The sequence below is a fragment of the Streptomyces sp. NPDC002773 genome, assembly GCF_040295605.1.
Taxonomy (GTDB): Bacteria; Actinomycetota; Actinomycetes; order Streptomycetales; family Streptomycetaceae; genus Streptomyces.
On sequence record NZ_JBEOVO010000044.1, the window covers coordinates 1 to 17,023 of the forward strand.

Consider the following 17,023-nt stretch of genomic DNA (forward strand, 5'->3'; position numbering starts at 1 on the left):
GCGCGGGTTGTTGGTCGGGGGGGTGTTTGTGTCCCTTTTGCTTTTGTTCTCGGGGGGGGTGGGGGGGGGGGCCCGCCCGCCCCCACCACCCTGATGAGGTCAGAAGCGCGGACTCGCCCCTGCCGTCTTGGCCACTAGTTGAACCGTAATCTTGCAGGTGGGGCGGGTGCGGAGACGGTTGTGGCCACCGTTGATCATCGTGAGTTGTGTGGACTGACGATGAGACGGTGGCAGATCCCGCCCGATGGCGGGAGGCGTTCGAGGCGGCCATGAGCCGGATAGCGGGCCGGTTCGCCCGGTACGAACCACGACTGCGGGCTCGACGGTTGGTGTTGGGCCTGTTGTCGGACCTACCGAGCAAGAACTGCTGGACGATCGCCGAGTGGGCCGGGGAGGCCAGCCCGCACGGCATGCAGCATCTGCTGTGCCGAGCCGTGTGGGATGCCGATGCCGTCTGCGACGACGTGCGCGAATACGTTGTTGAGCACCTTCACGACGATGCCGTTGTGCTGGTCATCGACGCGACTGGCGACGTAGAACTCCATACAGACCGGCCCCTGGTCGACGTTCATCGCGCCGCCCGCGTGGTGAAGTCGTTGCACAGCCCGTACGACGCCGCCTTCACGCCCCGCTCGGCATGATCGTTGGCCGCCGTGCCGCCAGGACCGGCCATCGCCGCGGCAGCAGCAAGAAAAACGGCCGTGAAGGTCTTGCGGAAGGACGGCACGATGTATCTCCAGGAAGTGGCGGTTAGGGACACAGCAAACCCCACGGGCGCCCGCTTCCGCCCCACCCGGGATACGCCGCGTGGGCGCCTCGCCTGGTGGACGCCGCCGTTCACCCAGAACCTGATTCCACTGGCCACGGCCGCAGGGACGTCCATGCCTTGCACTCCAGCCGCGGCAGCCCGCAACCGCATGACCCCGCGCGAGGAGAACCATCATGCCCAGAGCCGCTACGACCAAGGTGACCCAGCCCGTCACGGACGACAGCATCAAGGTGCGCCAGCTCAGCCACTACCAATTCAGCTGGGTCGCCGGTGAGCCCGCCGCCCGGGGCACCCTCACCCTGCAGCTCGTCCTCGATGAAGGTGCCTGGGAGGAGGTGCTGACCGTCGACGCCGACGACGCCGACGTGCTCCAGGACCTCCTGCGCAGCACACCGACCGTGCACTACGACGTCAGTCGCCGGACCCTGATGTTCGGTGTCACCGCCGTCGGCACCTGAACAGGCGATACCTGCCTGCCACAAGGAGGCTCCCAAGCCGCCGCTGGATATAATCCCCACTCCCGGACCGCCGTCCAGCTGTGCGCCCTGGCCGGTGGGGTGCCGGTGGGCCGTCTGGTCCGGCTCACGACCGCGCGCCAGGCCACGGCACCACGGCACCGCGGCGCAGCGGCGCAGCGGCGCTGCGGTAGGAGACGGCCGGTCGTCAGGTGGGGGAGGCATGGGGCGGGCGGTACGGCGTGGAGACCGAGCACCACCACATCGACCACCCCGTCCTGACTTTCTCCCCCTCCGCCTCACCTGCCTGGCACGGAAGAAGACGGCCGCCTGCCCTTGCGTTCAGCGGGCCTCCGCGGCCGTGTGGGGAACCGGCTTGGCTTGCACCACCCGAACCCGGTGCGCCAGTCGGCGGGCGGCGTGCACACTGCGACGCGCCAGGCAGAGCTCACCCGCCGGGACGTGGCAGGTCGGGCAGGGCTCGGCAAAAGCGCCGTGCCGGAAACGCCGGTGCGTCTCGTAGGTTGCGTCCAGCATCGCGTCGAGCGCCGAAGTCGGGACAGCGACAGACGCACGAGCGGCTGCGCGCACCGACCGGCGGGGGAGGGGCAGGACCGAGGTGGGGCTCATGGGGGCATCTTTTCGTACGGCGGGTGCTCGGGGCCGTAGGTCCCCTCGCACTCCATGCGTCGAAAGGGCGGCGGTTCCCCCGCCTACCCGCTTTACCGCAGCTCAGACGCAACAGGTTCATGCTCCGTGGTCCAGCGGGGGATCTGTTGGTGCACGTGACGCGGCCGCGCGAGATCGGTCCCGGGCATGCGACCCCCACCGGGGAGCCGCTTGGGACCGTCCGACAGGGGCTGACTCATACCGGCACGGCCAGATGGGCGAGACCGCCTCTGCGAGGCTGCAATGAAAGAGTCGCGGCGCCGGCCCGGGAAGTACGGTTCGCCTGGCTTCTTGTGGACCGGGCGAGCCGCTGCGACCGTCTCGGGCTTGCTCGCGGCCCAGGTACAGGCGCTTCACACAGACCTGTTCAGCCCGCGGGACCGGGAGGGAAGCCGGCACGAGCCGGAGAGCCGGCCGGCAAGCCGGAAGGCCGGGCCGTCCCCTTGCGTGACACCGAACTTCCGTGCACGCGGTCGGTCCATCACCGCCCCTACGCGGTTGAGAGGCTGCCCGCGCTCGGTCAAGGACGCGTTGGGAGCGCGGGTGGACAAGACGCCACCGCCCGCGTATCGGGTGCTCTGGCCTGGCGCAGTACCGGCGGGTCACGGCATAGCCCGTCCGGAGCGCCGGGTTGCTGCTGCTCTCGCTCCCGCTCGCCTCGAGGAACTGCCGTGGCGCGCTCGGGCAGGCCCCTTCGGCTCGCCACCGCGCCGGTGAGGATCGACGGTCACAGTCCACCGGGTCCAGGCTGAGGATCACCTCTTCGACGGCGGCGGGCGGACCGGTGCGAAAGAAGAGAGGCATTTCGCCGGAGACGGGCTGGGCTTGCCCTCCAGCTCAGCAGGGATGGCGGTCGGCAGGTAGTGGAGTGCCATGACTTGTCCATGACCCTTCGGCCGCCAGGAGTCGCCGGGAGTCGGTGGGACAGAGGGGACGTCAGGCGCCGGGAAGGAAGAGGCAGAACGGATGGCCATGAGGGTCGCGGAGGACCCGCACATCCTTCTGGGGTTGGTGCTCCTCCAACGTCGCGCCCAGAGCGCATGCCCGCTCGGTCTCCGCTTCCAGGTTGTCGACCTGTAGGTCCAGGTGTCCTTGCATTTGCTGAGTACCCGGGCGCTGCGGCCAGGTGGGAGGAATGTGATCGGTCTCCAGCTGGAAGCTGAGACTCGGGCGTTCCTGCTCTGGATCCTTGAGCCGGACCCACTCCGCCACGCGCTCGGCTTCCTGCCAGCCCAACAGGGCTCGATAGAAGTCAGCCAGCGCGGGAGGATCCGGCGTGCCGAGGACAAAGGCACCGAGCGACATCGTCATTCCTCCAGCCTTGCCCCCAAACCCGCCTCCACACCGCAAGCGCGCACCTCGACGGCACAGGATGTACGTGATGCTCCACTGACCGTCGTCCCTGAACCACGATCGCCGGCATCCATCGCCCCGCCCCGCGGTGACCCTGCCGGGCGCCGCGTCACAGACCTCGGCGGTCCCCGGACCGACGCCCAGGCGGCGCTCCCTGGTCACGGCCGCCACCGGGACCAGGAGGACGACCGCCGGCCTGTCCAGCTACTGGAGCTCGGGTCACGTCCAGGACAGCCGCTAATGCCGGTCATGGCAGCTCGTAGTCCGGTACTCCGGATCATCACCTCAGCGGCCCGGGAGTCCCTGAAGCCGCTCGGCCTGGCCCAGCGCGGGCGGTCGCGGCTGTGGATCGATGATCACGGGTGGCGGCTCGGGGTTGTGGAGTTCACCCCACCGCGGATTGCCGGCAGCGGTCTGTACGTCGGCGCGATGTGGCTGCGGCACGACGTGGACCACTTCGCCTTCCACGTGGACGCCGTCCGGGCCGGCTCCGATCTGTTTCGCGCCGAGGACCAGTTCACACGGCTGGCACACGAACTCAGCCGGCAGGCGGCTGCGAACGTGACCGCGCTGAGGGAGAGGTTCCCCGTCCTGCCGGATGCCGCCCGATACCTGACATCCAGGCCGGTGCGGCGCGGGTTCCTCTGGGACAGCTTCGACTCAGGGATCGCAGCCGCCCTGCTCGGGGACGCGGACACGGCTCGTGAGCTCCACGCGATCGCGGCAGACCGCGACGCCATGACCGCCTGGGTCACGCGGGCCGTCGACTCATGCCGGAGCAAGCTGGGCCTGGCTCCCGTGCCGTACGCGATCAGCTCAACAAACCCGCCTGTCGATCGACAGAGCTGCGGTCAGGAAAGGAGGACTCGTTCCTGTAGCACGTCGGAGCCGGCCCGGCCGTACATCTGGGCGCTTGATCATTCTGATCCGGTTGACGTGGCCTTCGACAATGGCGGAATTCCAAGCAGCGTGAAGCCGGCGGTGACAGCGGCGAGGCCTCGTTCGAGGCCCAGATCGGGCGGACTTCCGGCGCCGTGCGCCGGCCGTCTTATTGGCCGGGGCCTTCTTCGCCGCCGTCTTTTGCTTCGGTGCGGGCTTGTCGCTCCTCGATGACCTCGAGGAGCGCCTCCGTGTAACGGTCGGAGACGTCGAGGTCGGTGATCGAGTCTACGGTCATCGTCTTCATCAGCGCGAGCGCGCCCTCGCCCTTGTCGTCGGTGAGCTCGGTCTCCTTCGGAGTGAGCTCGTCCGGGGAGCGGATCTCATCACCCCAGTGCAGCCCCGACAGCAGCAACGCGTCACAGAGAGGGCGGAGCAGGCCGAGGCGCTCGCAGTCGCGGAGCGCGAACTTGCCTTGCGCTCCAGCGCGTTCCTCAGCAGGACGTACGGTTTGGCGGCGACCTGGCCGTTGGCGGTCAGGTAGTACGAGCCGGCGCCGTACTGGACCGCGCTGCCGACCGCGAAGGCGATCGAGATCGTTGCTCTTATCCCTGCGGACCAGGTCGACCCACATCCTGGCGGTGCTCGGCCTCCTCGGCGGGGTGCCGGTCCTGCCCGGGCCTCGCGTCTCGGTCGTCCTCGCGCTGCGCCGCTCCGGCCTGCGCCTGCGCTGGGGTGGCACGGGTGCCGAGGGCGCCGTGACAGTCGCCGTGGTGGAACTTCACAGTGTGTCGAAGGCGTTAGCAGGGTGACGCGCGAGGAAGCGTGTCCAACAAGGGACGACGTGGCAGAAGCTGAGGTGGCACGAGTGGCGATGTGGGATCGGATCAAGGACCAGGCGACAAGAGGTCTGCAGCAGGCCCAAGGGGTGCGCGGCGGATCCGGCGGCCATGGGCCGTCCGGCGCACCGCCCGGGGGCGGTTCCAGGGCCGAGCTCGTGAGCGCGCTGAAGACGCAGCTCACGTCGCTGAAGACGGAACTGAAGAGCGGCGCTTTCCGGGACGCCAGCATGGCCATGTGCGCGTTGGTGGCCGCCGCTGACGGACGGGTCGATCCGGCCGAGCGCCAGCACGTCGAGTCGCTCATCCTCACCAACGACGTCCTGCAGAACTTCCCCGCCGACCAGCTCCGCCAGCGTTTCAACAAGCACGTCGACCAGCTTTCAGCCGGCTTCGTCATGGGCAAGACGGCGGTGCTTCAGGAGGTCGTCAAGGTGTCGAAGAAGCCCACCGAGGCACGGGCCGTCATCCAGACCGGCATCGTGGTCGCGGGTGCGGACGGCTTCATCGACCCTGCCGAGGAGCAGATCATCCGCGAGGCGTGCGCTGCGCTTGGCCTGCCGGCGGCGGACTTCGGCATCTGACCGCTGACCACGGCGAGGAGACAGGCGGCCGCGTACCTTCCGCTGGTCCGTCAGGTCCTGCGGGCCGTCCCGCTCGACCGGTGAGACCCGACCCTCCAGGTAGCCGCCGAGGAACTCGGCCGGCACTGGGCGGCCTCGGGGACACCGCGCGGGGTAGGGCGCGTACCGGGGGCGCCGGGTATGACCGCACGGCTCTGCGCCGACCTGCGCCGCTGCCACCGAACCGCCTCTGCGATCGTCTGCGCCGGCCTCAGGCAGGCCCGGACCGGCTGTCCGGGCTGTTCGGTCGGATCACTGGGTGTGGGCCGTGGGATCAGGGGCATGCGGGTGGTGAGCGAGTGGGACCGCTCAGGATATGCAGAGCCTGCCGCCCCCCTTCCGGCGGGCTCTTGGGTGGATGAACGGCCCGTACCGGGTGACGGTGCGGGCCGTTCGGCGTGCATGCCCGTGGCGCCGGGCGAAAGAGAACCGTGTGCCGGGCGACGCCGGACCGCGGAACGGCCGCCCCCGCCGGCGGGCACACCGTGCACGTAGGCTGGTTCACCGAACAGGATCCCGACAAGATGATCCTGCTCTCCTACACCGTCGGCCGCTGCGATCTGCTGGTGATCCCGCCCGAGACCGAACCCGCCGCGGCCGCCCGGCTCATGGCTGCCGCGGCGTCCCCGGCAGCGTCCTGGCCGCCGGTGTCCTGATGTCCGACGAAACCGCTGCCGGCCGCCGTATGCGTGACGCCCGAAGCGGCGAGGACACCTGGGAGGCCGACGGCGGCTGTGCCCGGCCGCGTGGTGGCGGACGAGCGGGGAGAGCTGGGCTGCGTCCTCGTCCGCCACGTCGGAGCCGTCCGCGGGGAGCCGGGCGACGGCGACGTCTGTGTACCGGGTGTCGCGCGGGGTGCGGGCCACGAGTAGAGCTTCTTCTCGTCGGGGCTGAAGAGCAGCGGGCCCGCCGGGTCCGACGGCCTGTTCGGTGATCATGCTGAGCCGGTGGCGCTGCCCCGGCGCCCGAAGCTGGTCGGTGGTTCGCCGGAGTCGTCTGCCCGTGTGGGGCGGCCTCGGAGGGGGCGTTGCATCCGTATGCCGGGCGTCGAGGGCGGGGCCTTTCGGTCAACTATGCTACAGAAAGTAGCCGCTTGTGCACATGGTGTTGTTGGCCGGATAGGGTCCTCGCAGTGGACGCGTCGCCGGGCCGACGCGGGCTTTCGCGTTTCCCTTTTGCCGCAGTAGAGGGCTGGACTGCTGTGACAGCACGTGTGGAAGACGTTCGGAAGCTTCTCGATCAGGCGGCGGGGGGCGCGGTCGAGATCCCTGCGTCGCTGTTCAACGACCCGCATGCCGCCGCGCTCGTCTTTCCCGGCGGCACGGTGCGGATCGCGGGCGCGGTGTGTGATCCGCGGGCTCTGTCGGTCGGCGGGCAGGCCACGATCACCGCGTCCACGGCGCCGGTGGACCTGGCGTTCACCGCCGACGACGAGTGGGTGACCGGAACGGTGGCCACCGTGGATCTCGGCGACGCGAGGGCTCTGGTCCTGGTCGACGGCGCCCCGGCCGGCACGGATGTTCCCCCCGGCGCGTGGGTGGTGACGGAGGGACGGGTCCTGCGGCTGACTCGGCGCGTCTCCGCCCCACCGGCCGACCCCGACCGCCTAGACGGCCTGGGCCGCGCCCTGCCCCACGTACGGCGCCGTACGTGACCGCGTCCCGCAGGCGCTGGTGACCGAGCACGGCATCCTCACCCCCGCCCCGGGCCGCGGCGCCGCAAGGGCATGCGGGTCCTCGAAGCCCCCGCGGTGCGGGGCTGGTCGCCGATCGGCACACCCGCGGCGACAACGGTGTGAGCGTCGACTACTGCAGTCCGCCGCTGCGCACAGCCGGCGCACTGACAGCGCTGCCTGCCTCCCCGCCGTACAAGACGGTCGTCGGCGGGGTTCTCCTTGTGGACACCGGCGCGTTCAACGGCTCCGCCATGGGCGCGTACGTCGTGCCCGATGGCAGCGGCGCCGATCCCTCGCTGTTCGCCTACGGCTCCCTGGGCAGCGAGGTCGGCTTCGGGCCGCCGCTGTTCCAGCTGCGCGGCATCTCCGCCGGGTTCGGCTGGAACAGCCGGGTACGAGTGCCGATGGCTGACGCGCTGGGCAACTTCCCGTTCCTGGTCGCGCTCGACAACCCGGGCGAGATCGGCGCCGACGACGAGGAGGTTGACCCGCTCAAGGTCCTGGGCTCGCTGATCGGCGGCTCCCTCCCATGGGTGACGCCGCAGGAGGGCGACCTGTGGTTCGCCGCCGGGCTGGCCTTCGACTGCTTCGAGACCTTCCGCGGCCACGCTCTGGCACTGGTGCAGACCGGATCCGACCTGACGATCAGCCTGCTCGGCGCGGCCGGGATGCAGCTGCCCAACAAGAGCGAGAAGAAGATCGCCCGGGTGGAGATCGGCATCGAGGCGACCTTCAGCCCGACGGCCGGGGAACCGAGCATCGGCGCGGCGTTCACCGAGAAGACGTTCCTCATCGACCCGAACTGCAAGCTGCGCGGAGGCGTCGGCATGAAGTTCTGGTTCGGCGACCACCCGCAGGCCGGCGACTTCGCCTTCATGCTCGGCGCGATCCCCGCCGGCCGGTAGCTCCCGACCCGCTACCCCGAGCAGCAACCCGCCGGTCTGACCTGGAGCGTCGGCTCCACCGTCAGCATCACCGGCAACGCCTACGCCGCGTTCACTCCCAAGTCCCTGATGGCCGGCGGCTCCCTGGAGGTGGTCTTCCAGTCCGGAATGCTCCGCGCCTGGCTCTCCGCCCGGGTGGATGCCCTGCTGGAGTGGAACCCCTTCTACTTCGACGTCGGTATCGGCGTCCGGGTCGGGGTCTCGGCGACCATCAAGGTCTGGTTCGTCAAGATCAGGATCTCGGTCGAGGTCGGCGTCAGCGTCCGTATCCGGGGCCCCGCGGTCGGGGGTGAGGCCACGGTCCACCTGTGGTTCACCTCCTTCACCATCGGCTTCGGCGCCGACCGCCGCAGCCAGGCCCCCGCACTGGGGTGGGGCGGCTTCCAGGGGATGCTGCCGCCGCCGGAGAACATGGTCCGCACCACGGCGATCGCCGGCTACACCGGCGAGGGAGCCCCAACCACCCGCGGCGACGTCAAGCCGTGGCTGGTCAGCAGCGGCGGCTTCACGTCCACCGCCGACACCCAGGCCCCCGTCAGCAAGATCTATCTGAACCAGGGCAGCGACACCGTCGAGGCCGCCTCCGACACCGCCGTGGACATCCTGCCCATGCGCCTACAGGGCAAGGGCAGCGAGCTGAAGATCTGGCTCGCCTGCAACGGCCAGGCCGCGACCCTGACGCCGTGGGGCCGTGCGGTCCTGCGTGGCAACGTGCCCAACGGCCTGTGGGGCCGGCGGGCCGACGCACCGAACGACGGGATCATCCCCGACCGGATCCTCGGCATCCGGCTCACCTCACCGCCGGTCGACCACGGCACCGACAGCGGGTTCCTCGACGAGAAGGCCATCTCCTTCGACCCGATCAACCCCGACGGCAACCAGCCGCTGACCGCCGACGAGCCCGCTGCCGGGCCTACCCCGACGCGGCCCGGCGGCGTCATCGCCGCGATCCAGGACGGCATCGACACCACCGCCACCCGCGAAAACCGCAGCGCACCTGCCCAGGCCCTCACCGGCCTCGGCGCGAACCTCGGCCCGCTCGACACCAACCTCAGCGCCCACGCGAACGCCGAGAGCACCGCCTTCACCGCCGAACCGATGCTCGTCGCCGGCTGACCGGCCGCCCCACTCCCGCCCCACACCGCCCGCCTCCGGGCCCCATGGGGCGGCTGCGCACCGCCATGCGCTGCTCACGGCGCCCTGTCCGCCCCCTGTTCTTTGCCGCGTCCTGTCGAAAGGCACGCCACGTGACCACCACCTCCGAACCCGCCCCCAGCCGCGCACCACCGCGCCGGGCGCCCAGCACCGCACCCGGTTCTTCGACCACCGCATCCCCTCGCTGTACGCAGGCCGCTACCGGATCGACAACCGCCAGATCCTGAAGGACCTCGATGGAGCGGACCGCGTCATCGACGCCACCCCGCAGCCCTTCGACGTCGTCCAGCCGCGCTTCAGCTTCGACCCGACCGGCATCAACGCGCAGTTCCCCGTCCCCGACGCCGTCGGCACCTACAGCCAGACCCTCGCCCACATCAACCTCGACACCCCCGGCCTGCCCTGGAACCGCCCCCTGGCGCCGGGGCAGCCGGGCGCCGTGCCATGGATGGCGCTGCTGGTGTTCCGCGAGGACGAGCTGCCCGAAGACCCCAACGCGGTCGGCCTGGTCACCGCTGGCACCGTGCGCCGACTCCTGGAGGGCGACCTCGGCGACGGCACACCGCCGACGCTGCCGCCGGAAAGCCTGCGCCCGGACGAGTACGACGAGCAGTGCGCCACCGTCCTGGTCCCGGCCGAACTGTTCGACGCGGTCAAACCACTGCCTATGGAGATGGGCTACCTCGCCCACCTGCGCGAGGGCGGGCGCCCCGACGCCACCCGCACCGGCAGCACTCCTGAGCTGGACGCGAGTGCTGCAAATCACTTAGCAAATTGGAACTTCACTGTCACCTTGCAGGACTTTTGTGAAATTTTTGCCGATTTTTCTCTCTGTACGTTCACGAGTGCACCGCAAGACGGTGCGTCAGAAACCATGAGACAGAGGGATCATGACGATTCACATACCCGCTCCGGAGGAGCGGGATCGGCCCTGGACCGGGAGAAGCCTGCGGCATATCGCCGGCGGTCTCGCCTTGGTCTTGGCCATCACTGTGCTGGACGGCGCCAGTTACGCCATGGCTCAGTCGCGTCAGGCGCCTGCGGCTGAGCCGAAGCAGGAGGCGGTGACGCAAGCGGCCGACATTGCGTCGGCGCGCGTGGCCGCGAAGCTGTCCGGTACGAGGGTCGAGGTGCTCTCCGAGCGGACCGAGACGTCGACTACCTGGGCCAACAAGGACGGCTCTCTCACCACCGAACTGGCTGCCGGGCCGGTGCGCTTCCAGGACTCCGCCACGGGTGACTGGCGCGACGTCAACGTCGACCTGGTCACCCGCCCCGACGGCTCGGTCGCGGCCCAGGCACATCCCGAAGGCCTGACCCTGGCCGGGAAGACCGGTGTGCCCGCGCGCTCTCTGCGCGCGGCACAGACTGCCGCCGCCACTGATCTGGTCACTCTCGGCCAGGGTGATGAGCAGATCACGCTCCAGTGGCGGGGCGGACTGCCCGCGCCGCAGCTGGACGGCACCCGTGCCACCTACGTGAACGCGGTGCCTGGCGCAGACGTGGTGGTCGAAGCCACTCGTACGGGCTTCGAGCAGTTCGTCGAACTCAAGCAGAAGCCCGCCACCGACGGCTTCTCCTACACGCTGCCGCTGAAGACCAAAGGTCTGAAGGTCGAGCAGCAGGCCGACGGCAGCGTGCTGTTCACGGACAAGAAGTCGAAGAAGACCGCGACGATGCCGGCCCCGGTCATGTGGGACGCCACCGTCGACAAGGTCTCCGGTGAGCACACCCACCGTTCCAAGGTCGCGATGAAGGTCGTCAAGACCAAGGGCGGCGTCGACCTGGTCATCACTCCGGACGCGGCCTTCCTCGCCGACCCGGCCACCAAGTACCCCGTCACCGTCGACCCCTCCACCTCGGCTCTGGGCAACCTGTTCGACACCTACGTGCAGCAGGGCGAGACCGTCGACTGGTCCAACGACGTCGAACTCGACCTCGGCAACCCGGGGACGAAGAACGGCGACGGCACCTGGCGCACGGCCCGTTCCTTCATCACCTGGAACACCGCGCCGGTCTCCGACGCCATGGTCTCCAGCGCCACCCTGAGCCTGTGGAACTTCCACTCCGGCAACACCGACTGCACCGCGCAGCCGTGGGAGGTGTGGACGGCGAACAACGCCTCCACCGCCTCGCGCTGGACGAACCAGCCGTCCATGGTCACCAAGATGGCCACCTCCACCCAGACCAAGGGCAACCCCGGGTGCTCCACGCAGCCCGACGGGTGGATCAACGCCGACGTCACCGACCTGGTCCAGCACTGGGCGAACAACAAGTGGTCCCACGCCGGCATGGGGCTGAAGGCCACCGACGAGAACGACACCAAGGAGTGGAAGCGGGTCAACTCCGCCAACGCCGCCTCCAACGTTCCGAAACTGACCGTCACCTACAACTACCGGCCGCGCACCGGCACCAAGCAGGAGGCCGGCCCGCCGTACTTCTCCTACAGCGGCGCCTACGTGGTCAACACGCTCACCCCGACGCTGCGGGACACCTTCGTCGACGCCAACGGTGACAAGGTCAACGGCACCTTCCAGATCTTCGACAACGCCACCAACACCCAGGTCGGCGATGTCATCGTCTCCCCCTGGGTGAACTCCGGCCAGGTCGCCTCCGTGACCGTCCCGGCCGGTGTGCTGACCAACGGCAAGACGTACAAGTTCCGCACCTCCCCGTACGACGGAGCCCACTACAACCTGGGCTGGTCGGCGTGGAAGACCTTCACGGTCGACACCGCCGCACCGTCCGCCCCCACCGGCATCACCTCGACGGACTACCCGACCACCGCGTGGGTCAAGGGCGCAGGGCAGGCCGGAACCTTCACCGTCACCCCCAACGGCACCGACCACAACTGGCTGGAGTGGTCCCTCGACGGCGTGACCTGGACCAAGGCCGCCACCGCAGGCTCCACTACCGCCAAGGCCATCTCGGTCACCCCGCCCAAGGACGGCACCCACACCCTCCAGGTGCGGCAAGTGGACAAGGCCGACAACAAGTCGGAGCCGGTCGAGTACACCTTCCATGCCGGTCCCGGCGGGTTCGTTCAGCCGAGCGAAGGCGAGCGCACCGCCCGTCGCCTGCCGCTGGTCGCTGAGGCCGACGGCGGTAAGTACGACAAGGTCTCCTTCTCCTGGCGCCGTTCCGAGGCCGACGCCTGGGTGACGATCCCGGCCGGTCAGGTCACTTCCGGTGGCACCGCGCTGACCGCCTGGCCAGTACCGCTCAGCGGTGGCAGGAACAGCCCACTGGTGTGGAATGCCACCGATACGGTCGATCCGGACGGCACCGTCCAGATCAAGGCCGACTTCACGGGTCCCAACTCCGCGACCGGCAGCACCCAGCCCCTCTCCGTCGTCGTCGACCGCAGCGCATCCGGTGCCGCTGTGGACGAGATCGGCCCGGGTTCGCTGAACCTGCTCACCGGTGACTACAGTCTGTCCACCACCGACACCACGCACTTCGACCTGTCCGTCACCCGCAGCGCGTCCTCCCGTAAGCCGGACGCCGGGGCGCAGCAGACCGGTCAAGCGGCCATCTTCGGCAAGGAGTGGGTCTCGGGCACAGCCGCCGAGGCCACCAACTCCGACTACTCGCATCTGCGAAGGGTCTCGGACACGGCCGTGGCCGTGGTGGATCTGGAGGGCGAGGAGACCTCCTTCACCGCGAACGCTGCCAAGAACGGCTGGGTGCCGGAGCCGGGCTCGGAGGAGCTGACGCTCACCGGGAGCGTGACCGGTAGCTTCACCCTTTCCGACACCGAGGGCACGGTCACCGAGTTCACCAAGCCGGATCCGGCCTCGACGACCTGGCAGGTCTCCAGCGCGCTGCTGGACGGCATGGCGCAGACCACGACGACCGTCGTCTCCGAGACGGTGAACGTCGCTGGCAAGACGCTGGCCCGTCCCAAGCGCGTCATCGCGCCCACCTCGGCGGCGTCCGCCGCGACCTGCACCGCGACGCCCGCCACCAAGGGCTGCCGCTCGCTGGAGTTCGTCTACGCGACCGCCACCACGGCCAACGCCACCACGTTCGGCGACTTCGCCGGCCAGGTGAAGGAGATCCGTCTGTGGTCGACCGACCCCGGGGCCGCCTCGGCGACCTCCAAGGCCGTGCAGACCTACCGGTACGACGACGCGGGCCGGCTCGCCGAGACGTGGAACCCTCTGATCAGCCCCGCGCTGAAGACGCAGTACGCCTACGACACCGCGGGTCGCGTCACTCAGGTCACCCCGTCCGGTCAGCTGCCGTGGACGTTCACCTACGGCAAGGCCGGCGCCAGTAGCGCGGCCGGCGACGGCATGCTGCTCAAGGCATCGCGGCCCGCGCTGCGGCAGGGCACCCTCGACGTGGTTGAAGGGACGGCCGCCACCAGCGTCGTCTACGACGTGCCGCTAACCGGTACCACCGCCCCCTACAAGATGGGCGCCGCCGATGTGAAGGCGTGGGGGCAGACGGACGCGCCGACCGATGCGACCGCCGTGTTCCCCGCCGACGTCGCCCCGGCGTCGAACGCCGGCAGTGCCCTGTCCGCCACGTCTTACCAGCGTGCGGACGTCACCTACATGGGCGCGTCGGGCCGCGCGGTGAACGCCGCCACGCCCGGCGGGCACATCACGACGACCGAGTACGACCGCTTCGGCAACACCGTCCGTGAACTGACGGCGGCCAACCGGGCCGTGGCACTGGGCACGAGCGCCGCGGACCGTGCAATGCAGGCCGAGCTGGGCATCGCCTCTCGGGCCTCGTCCGAGCGTGCCGACCTGCTCACCACCAAGTCCGTCTACAACGACAACGGCACCCGTGAGCTTGAGGAGTTCGGCCCGCTGCGGCGCGTCGACCTCACCGCGGACCTGAAGTCGGGTACCACCACCCTGGTGACGGCCGGTACCTCGGTCGTGGCTCGTAGCTGGACCGTCAACGACTACGACGCGGGCCGTCCCACCGATGGGACCGCCACGATCAAGGACCAGGTCACCAGGGTCACCACCGGCGCCCAGGTCCGCGAGCACCCCGGCGTCCACGCCGAGAAGCGTGTCGCCGAGACCCAGTACGACTGGGCCAGGGGCCTTCCGACGAAGTCCATCCAGGACCCGGCCGGACTGGCCATCACCACCACGACCGAGTACGACGCCCAGGGCCGCGTCACCAAGACGTACAACACGGGCAGCACAGGGGCCGACGCGGGCACCGTGGTGACCACCTACTGGTCGGCCACCGGCACCGGCACCTGCAACGGCCGCCCGGAGTGGGCCGACCTGGTGTGCTCCACCGGCCCGGGAGGCGCCATCACCGGTGGTGGCAGCAACCCGGCGCAATTGCCGACCACCACCACCCAGTACGACTGGTGGGGCAACGCCACGACCGGCACCGACACCGCCAACGGCGTCACGCGGACCTCGACCACCACGTACGACGCGGCGGGCCGCCCCGTCACGGTGAAGGTCACCGGCGGCAGCGGCCAGGCCGTCCCGGACGCCACCACCGAGTACGACCCGGTCACCGGGGAGGAGATCCGTACGACGTCGCCGACCGGCGGCACCATCACGCGGGTCTACGACAAGCTCGGCCGACTGGCCTCGTACACGGACGCCGACGGCGGCAGGACCACGACCGAATACGACCTGCTGGACCGGCCGGTCAAGATCGGCGACACCGTCCCCTCAACGGTCACCTTCACCTACGACCACACCGCCGAGCCGCGTGGCCTGGCCACCAAGGCAACGGACTCGATCGCGGGTGTCTTCCAGGCGGCGTACGACGCGGACGGCTCGGTCGCCACGGAGAAGCTGCCCGGCGGATACACCCTCACCCAGACCGAGGACACCACCGGCACTCCGGTCAAGCGCACCTACACCCGTGACAGCGACGGCACCGTGGTGATGTCCGACACGGTCACCGAGTCCGTGCAGGGTCAGACGACCAGCCACGCCGGCTGGTCGGACCAGACCTACCGCTACGACGCCGTCGGCCGCCTCGTCCAGGTCGACGACACGGTGGAGACGGTCTGCACCCGGCGCACCTACGGGTTCGACAAGCACGCCAACCGCACGTCCCTGACCACGGCCGCCTCGACGCCCGGCATGGACTGCCCCACCACCGGAGGAACCAGCAAGACCTCGACGTTCGACAGCGCCGACCGCATCACCGACGCGGGCTACGTCTACGACGCGTTCGGCCGCACCACCTCCCTGCCGGGCGGCGTGAGCGTCGGCTACTACGCCAACGATCTCGCCTACCAGCAGACCAGCAGCGCCAAGCGGCAGACGTGGACCCTCGATGCCGCGCTGCGCTTCCGCGGCTGGACGGTGGAGACCAACAGCGGCGGAACCTGGTCGCCGACCGAGAACAAGCTCAACCACTACGACGGCGACAACGACAATCCGCGCTGGATCGTCGAGAACACCGCCACCGGCGCCCTGACCCGCAACGTCGACGCCCTCTCCGGGAACCTCGGCGCGGTCACCAGCGCCACCGGTGACACGGTGCTCCAGTTCACCGACATTCACGGTGACGTGGCGCTTCAGCTCCCGCTCGCCGCGGGTGAGGCGCCGATCGTCCTCGACACCGACGAGTACGGCAATCCGCGTGACAAGCAGCAGGCCGTGCGCTACGGCTGGCTGGGCGGAAAGCAGCGCTCCAGCGAGACGGTTGCAGGCTTCACGCTCATGGGCGTACGCCAGTACAACCCCGCCACCGGCCGCTTCCTGTCCGTCGATCCCCAGCAGGGCGGCAACGCCAACGCCTACGAGTACTGCTCGGCCGACCCGGTCAACTGCTTCGACCTCGACGGCAAGTGGGGCTGGAAGAAGTTCTTCAAGAAGGCCAAGCGCTGGGCCTGGCGCAACAAGTGGGACATCGCGCTCACCGCGGTCGGGTTCATCCCCGGCCTCGGTGCCGCCGCCTGGGGCTACCGGGCCTACCGCGGCTACCGCGCCCTGCGGGCCGCACGCACCATCGGCCGCAGCTGCCGCCGCAACTCCTTCCTGCCCGAGACGCCGGTCGTCATGGCCGACGGCAGCACCAAGCCGATCAGCCAGGTGAAGGTCGGAGACCTGGTCAAGGCGGTCGACGAGATCACCGGCGAGACGAAGGTCTCCGCGGTCTCCGACGTGATCACCGGTCACGGCACCAAGGACCTCATCACCCTGTCCGTGGACGCGGACGGCGACGGCCGGTCGCAGAAGATCACCGCGACCGCCAACCACCCCTTCTTCGTCCAGGGACGCGGATGGGTCGACGCGGTCCAGCTGACACCGGGCTCGCGCCTGTCGAACCCTGACGGGAGCGCGCCGAAGGTCACGGCCACCGGCCGCACGCAGGCAGTCCGCACCGTCTTCAACCTGACCGTCGCCGGCACCCACACCTACTACGTGGTCGCCGACGGGCAGCCTTCCCTTGTCCACAACTGTTCACGCAACAGCAGCAAGTGGTTCAGCAACCGCCGGAAGGCATACCAGCAGCGCAGGAAGGACTACCAGAGCCTGACGCGGCGGGGTTACTCCTGCGAACTTCGGGGGCCGTGCAGCAACGGCGGCCACGCCCACCTGACGTGGAGGAAGAACGGCCGATGGGGGACGATCCACTACCGTTGGCACGGTCGCGGTCGCGGTCGCATGGGCTGAGGTAGCACCTACTGAGCCAACCCGACAATAGTTGTCTCCT

8 protein-coding genes and 3 pseudogenes are annotated in these 17,023 nt (G+C 69.6%); 9 read left to right on the plus strand and 2 right to left on the minus strand.

All coding sequences use genetic code 11. The features are described 5' to 3' along the window. Nucleotides 1–269: 269 nt before the first annotated feature. Together ABT034_RS32060 and ABT034_RS32065 are read left to right on the plus strand one after the other, a co-directional pair. Nucleotides 270–548: pseudogene (locus ABT034_RS32060) on the plus strand (transposase); the annotation flags it as partial. A gap of 394 nt (nt 549–942) precedes the next feature. After that, complete coding sequence (locus ABT034_RS32065; RefSeq protein WP_351220599.1) at nt 943–1,227, plus strand: hypothetical protein; 285 nt, start codon at nt 943–945, stop codon at nt 1,225–1,227. A 1,602-nt stretch (nt 1,228–2,829) separates the two neighbouring features. Here the strand turns inward: ABT034_RS32065 and ABT034_RS32070 are convergent. Together ABT034_RS32070 and ABT034_RS32075 are read right to left on the minus strand one after the other, a co-directional pair. Further along, on the minus strand, nt 2,830–3,204 hold the full coding sequence (locus ABT034_RS32070; RefSeq protein WP_351220600.1) for a VOC family protein: 375 nt from the start codon (nt 3,202–3,204) through the stop codon (nt 2,830–2,832). 1,090 nt (nt 3,205–4,294) lie between these two features. After that, on the minus strand, nt 4,295–4,540 hold the full coding sequence (locus tag ABT034_RS32075) for a hypothetical protein (RefSeq protein WP_351220601.1): 246 nt from the start codon (nt 4,538–4,540) through the stop codon (nt 4,295–4,297). A gap of 184 nt (nt 4,541–4,724) precedes the next feature. Here ABT034_RS32075 and ABT034_RS32080 point away from each other — a divergent pair, with 184 nt between their 5' ends. The 7 genes and pseudogenes from ABT034_RS32080 (at nt 4,725) to ABT034_RS32110 (ending at nt 16,983) form a co-directional block, all read left to right on the plus strand. Next, nucleotides 4,725–4,937, plus strand: a complete 213-nt coding sequence (locus ABT034_RS32080) for a hypothetical protein (protein ID WP_351220602.1) — start codon at nt 4,725–4,727, stop codon at nt 4,935–4,937. Between the two features lie 56 nt (nt 4,938–4,993). Further along, nucleotides 4,994–5,548 carry a tellurite resistance TerB family protein gene (locus tag ABT034_RS32085; protein WP_351220603.1) on the plus strand — a complete coding sequence of 185 codons (555 nt, stop codon included), beginning with the start codon at nt 4,994–4,996 and terminating at the stop codon, nt 5,546–5,548. 515 nt (nt 5,549–6,063) lie between these two features. Next, nucleotides 6,064–6,341 (plus strand): annotated as a pseudogene (locus ABT034_RS32090) (DUF5994 family protein); the annotation flags it as partial. Between the two features lie 459 nt (nt 6,342–6,800). Next, on the plus strand, nt 6,801–7,241 hold the full coding sequence (locus ABT034_RS32095) for a hypothetical protein (protein WP_351220604.1): 441 nt from the start codon (nt 6,801–6,803) through the stop codon (nt 7,239–7,241). 140 nt (nt 7,242–7,381) lie between these two features. Then, a pseudogene (locus tag ABT034_RS32100) lies at nt 7,382–9,322 on the plus strand (DUF6603 domain-containing protein). 487 nt (nt 9,323–9,809) lie between these two features. Next, the gene (locus tag ABT034_RS32105; protein WP_351220605.1) at nt 9,810–10,409 is read left to right on the plus strand and encodes a hypothetical protein; all 600 of its coding nucleotides are present in this window, start codon (nt 9,810–9,812) and stop codon (nt 10,407–10,409) included. Next, the gene (locus ABT034_RS32110) at nt 10,342–16,983 is read left to right on the plus strand and encodes a DNRLRE domain-containing protein (protein ID WP_502973101.1); all 6,642 of its coding nucleotides are present in this window, start codon (nt 10,342–10,344) and stop codon (nt 16,981–16,983) included. Before ABT034_RS32105 ends, ABT034_RS32110 begins: the two co-directional genes overlap by 68 nt. The last annotated feature ends 40 nt before the right edge of the window (nt 16,984–17,023 follow it).

Coding starts and splice junctions, on each gene's coding strand:
- ABT034_RS32105 (WP_351220605.1), top strand. CDS start 9,810: ATGGCGCTGCTGGTGTTCCGCGAGGACGAGCTGCCCGAAGACCCCAAC.
- ABT034_RS32070 (WP_351220600.1), bottom strand. CDS start 3,204: ATGACGATGTCGCTCGGTGCCTTTGTCCTCGGCACGCCGGATCCTCCC.
- ABT034_RS32065 (WP_351220599.1), top strand. CDS start 943: ATGCCCAGAGCCGCTACGACCAAGGTGACCCAGCCCGTCACGGACGAC.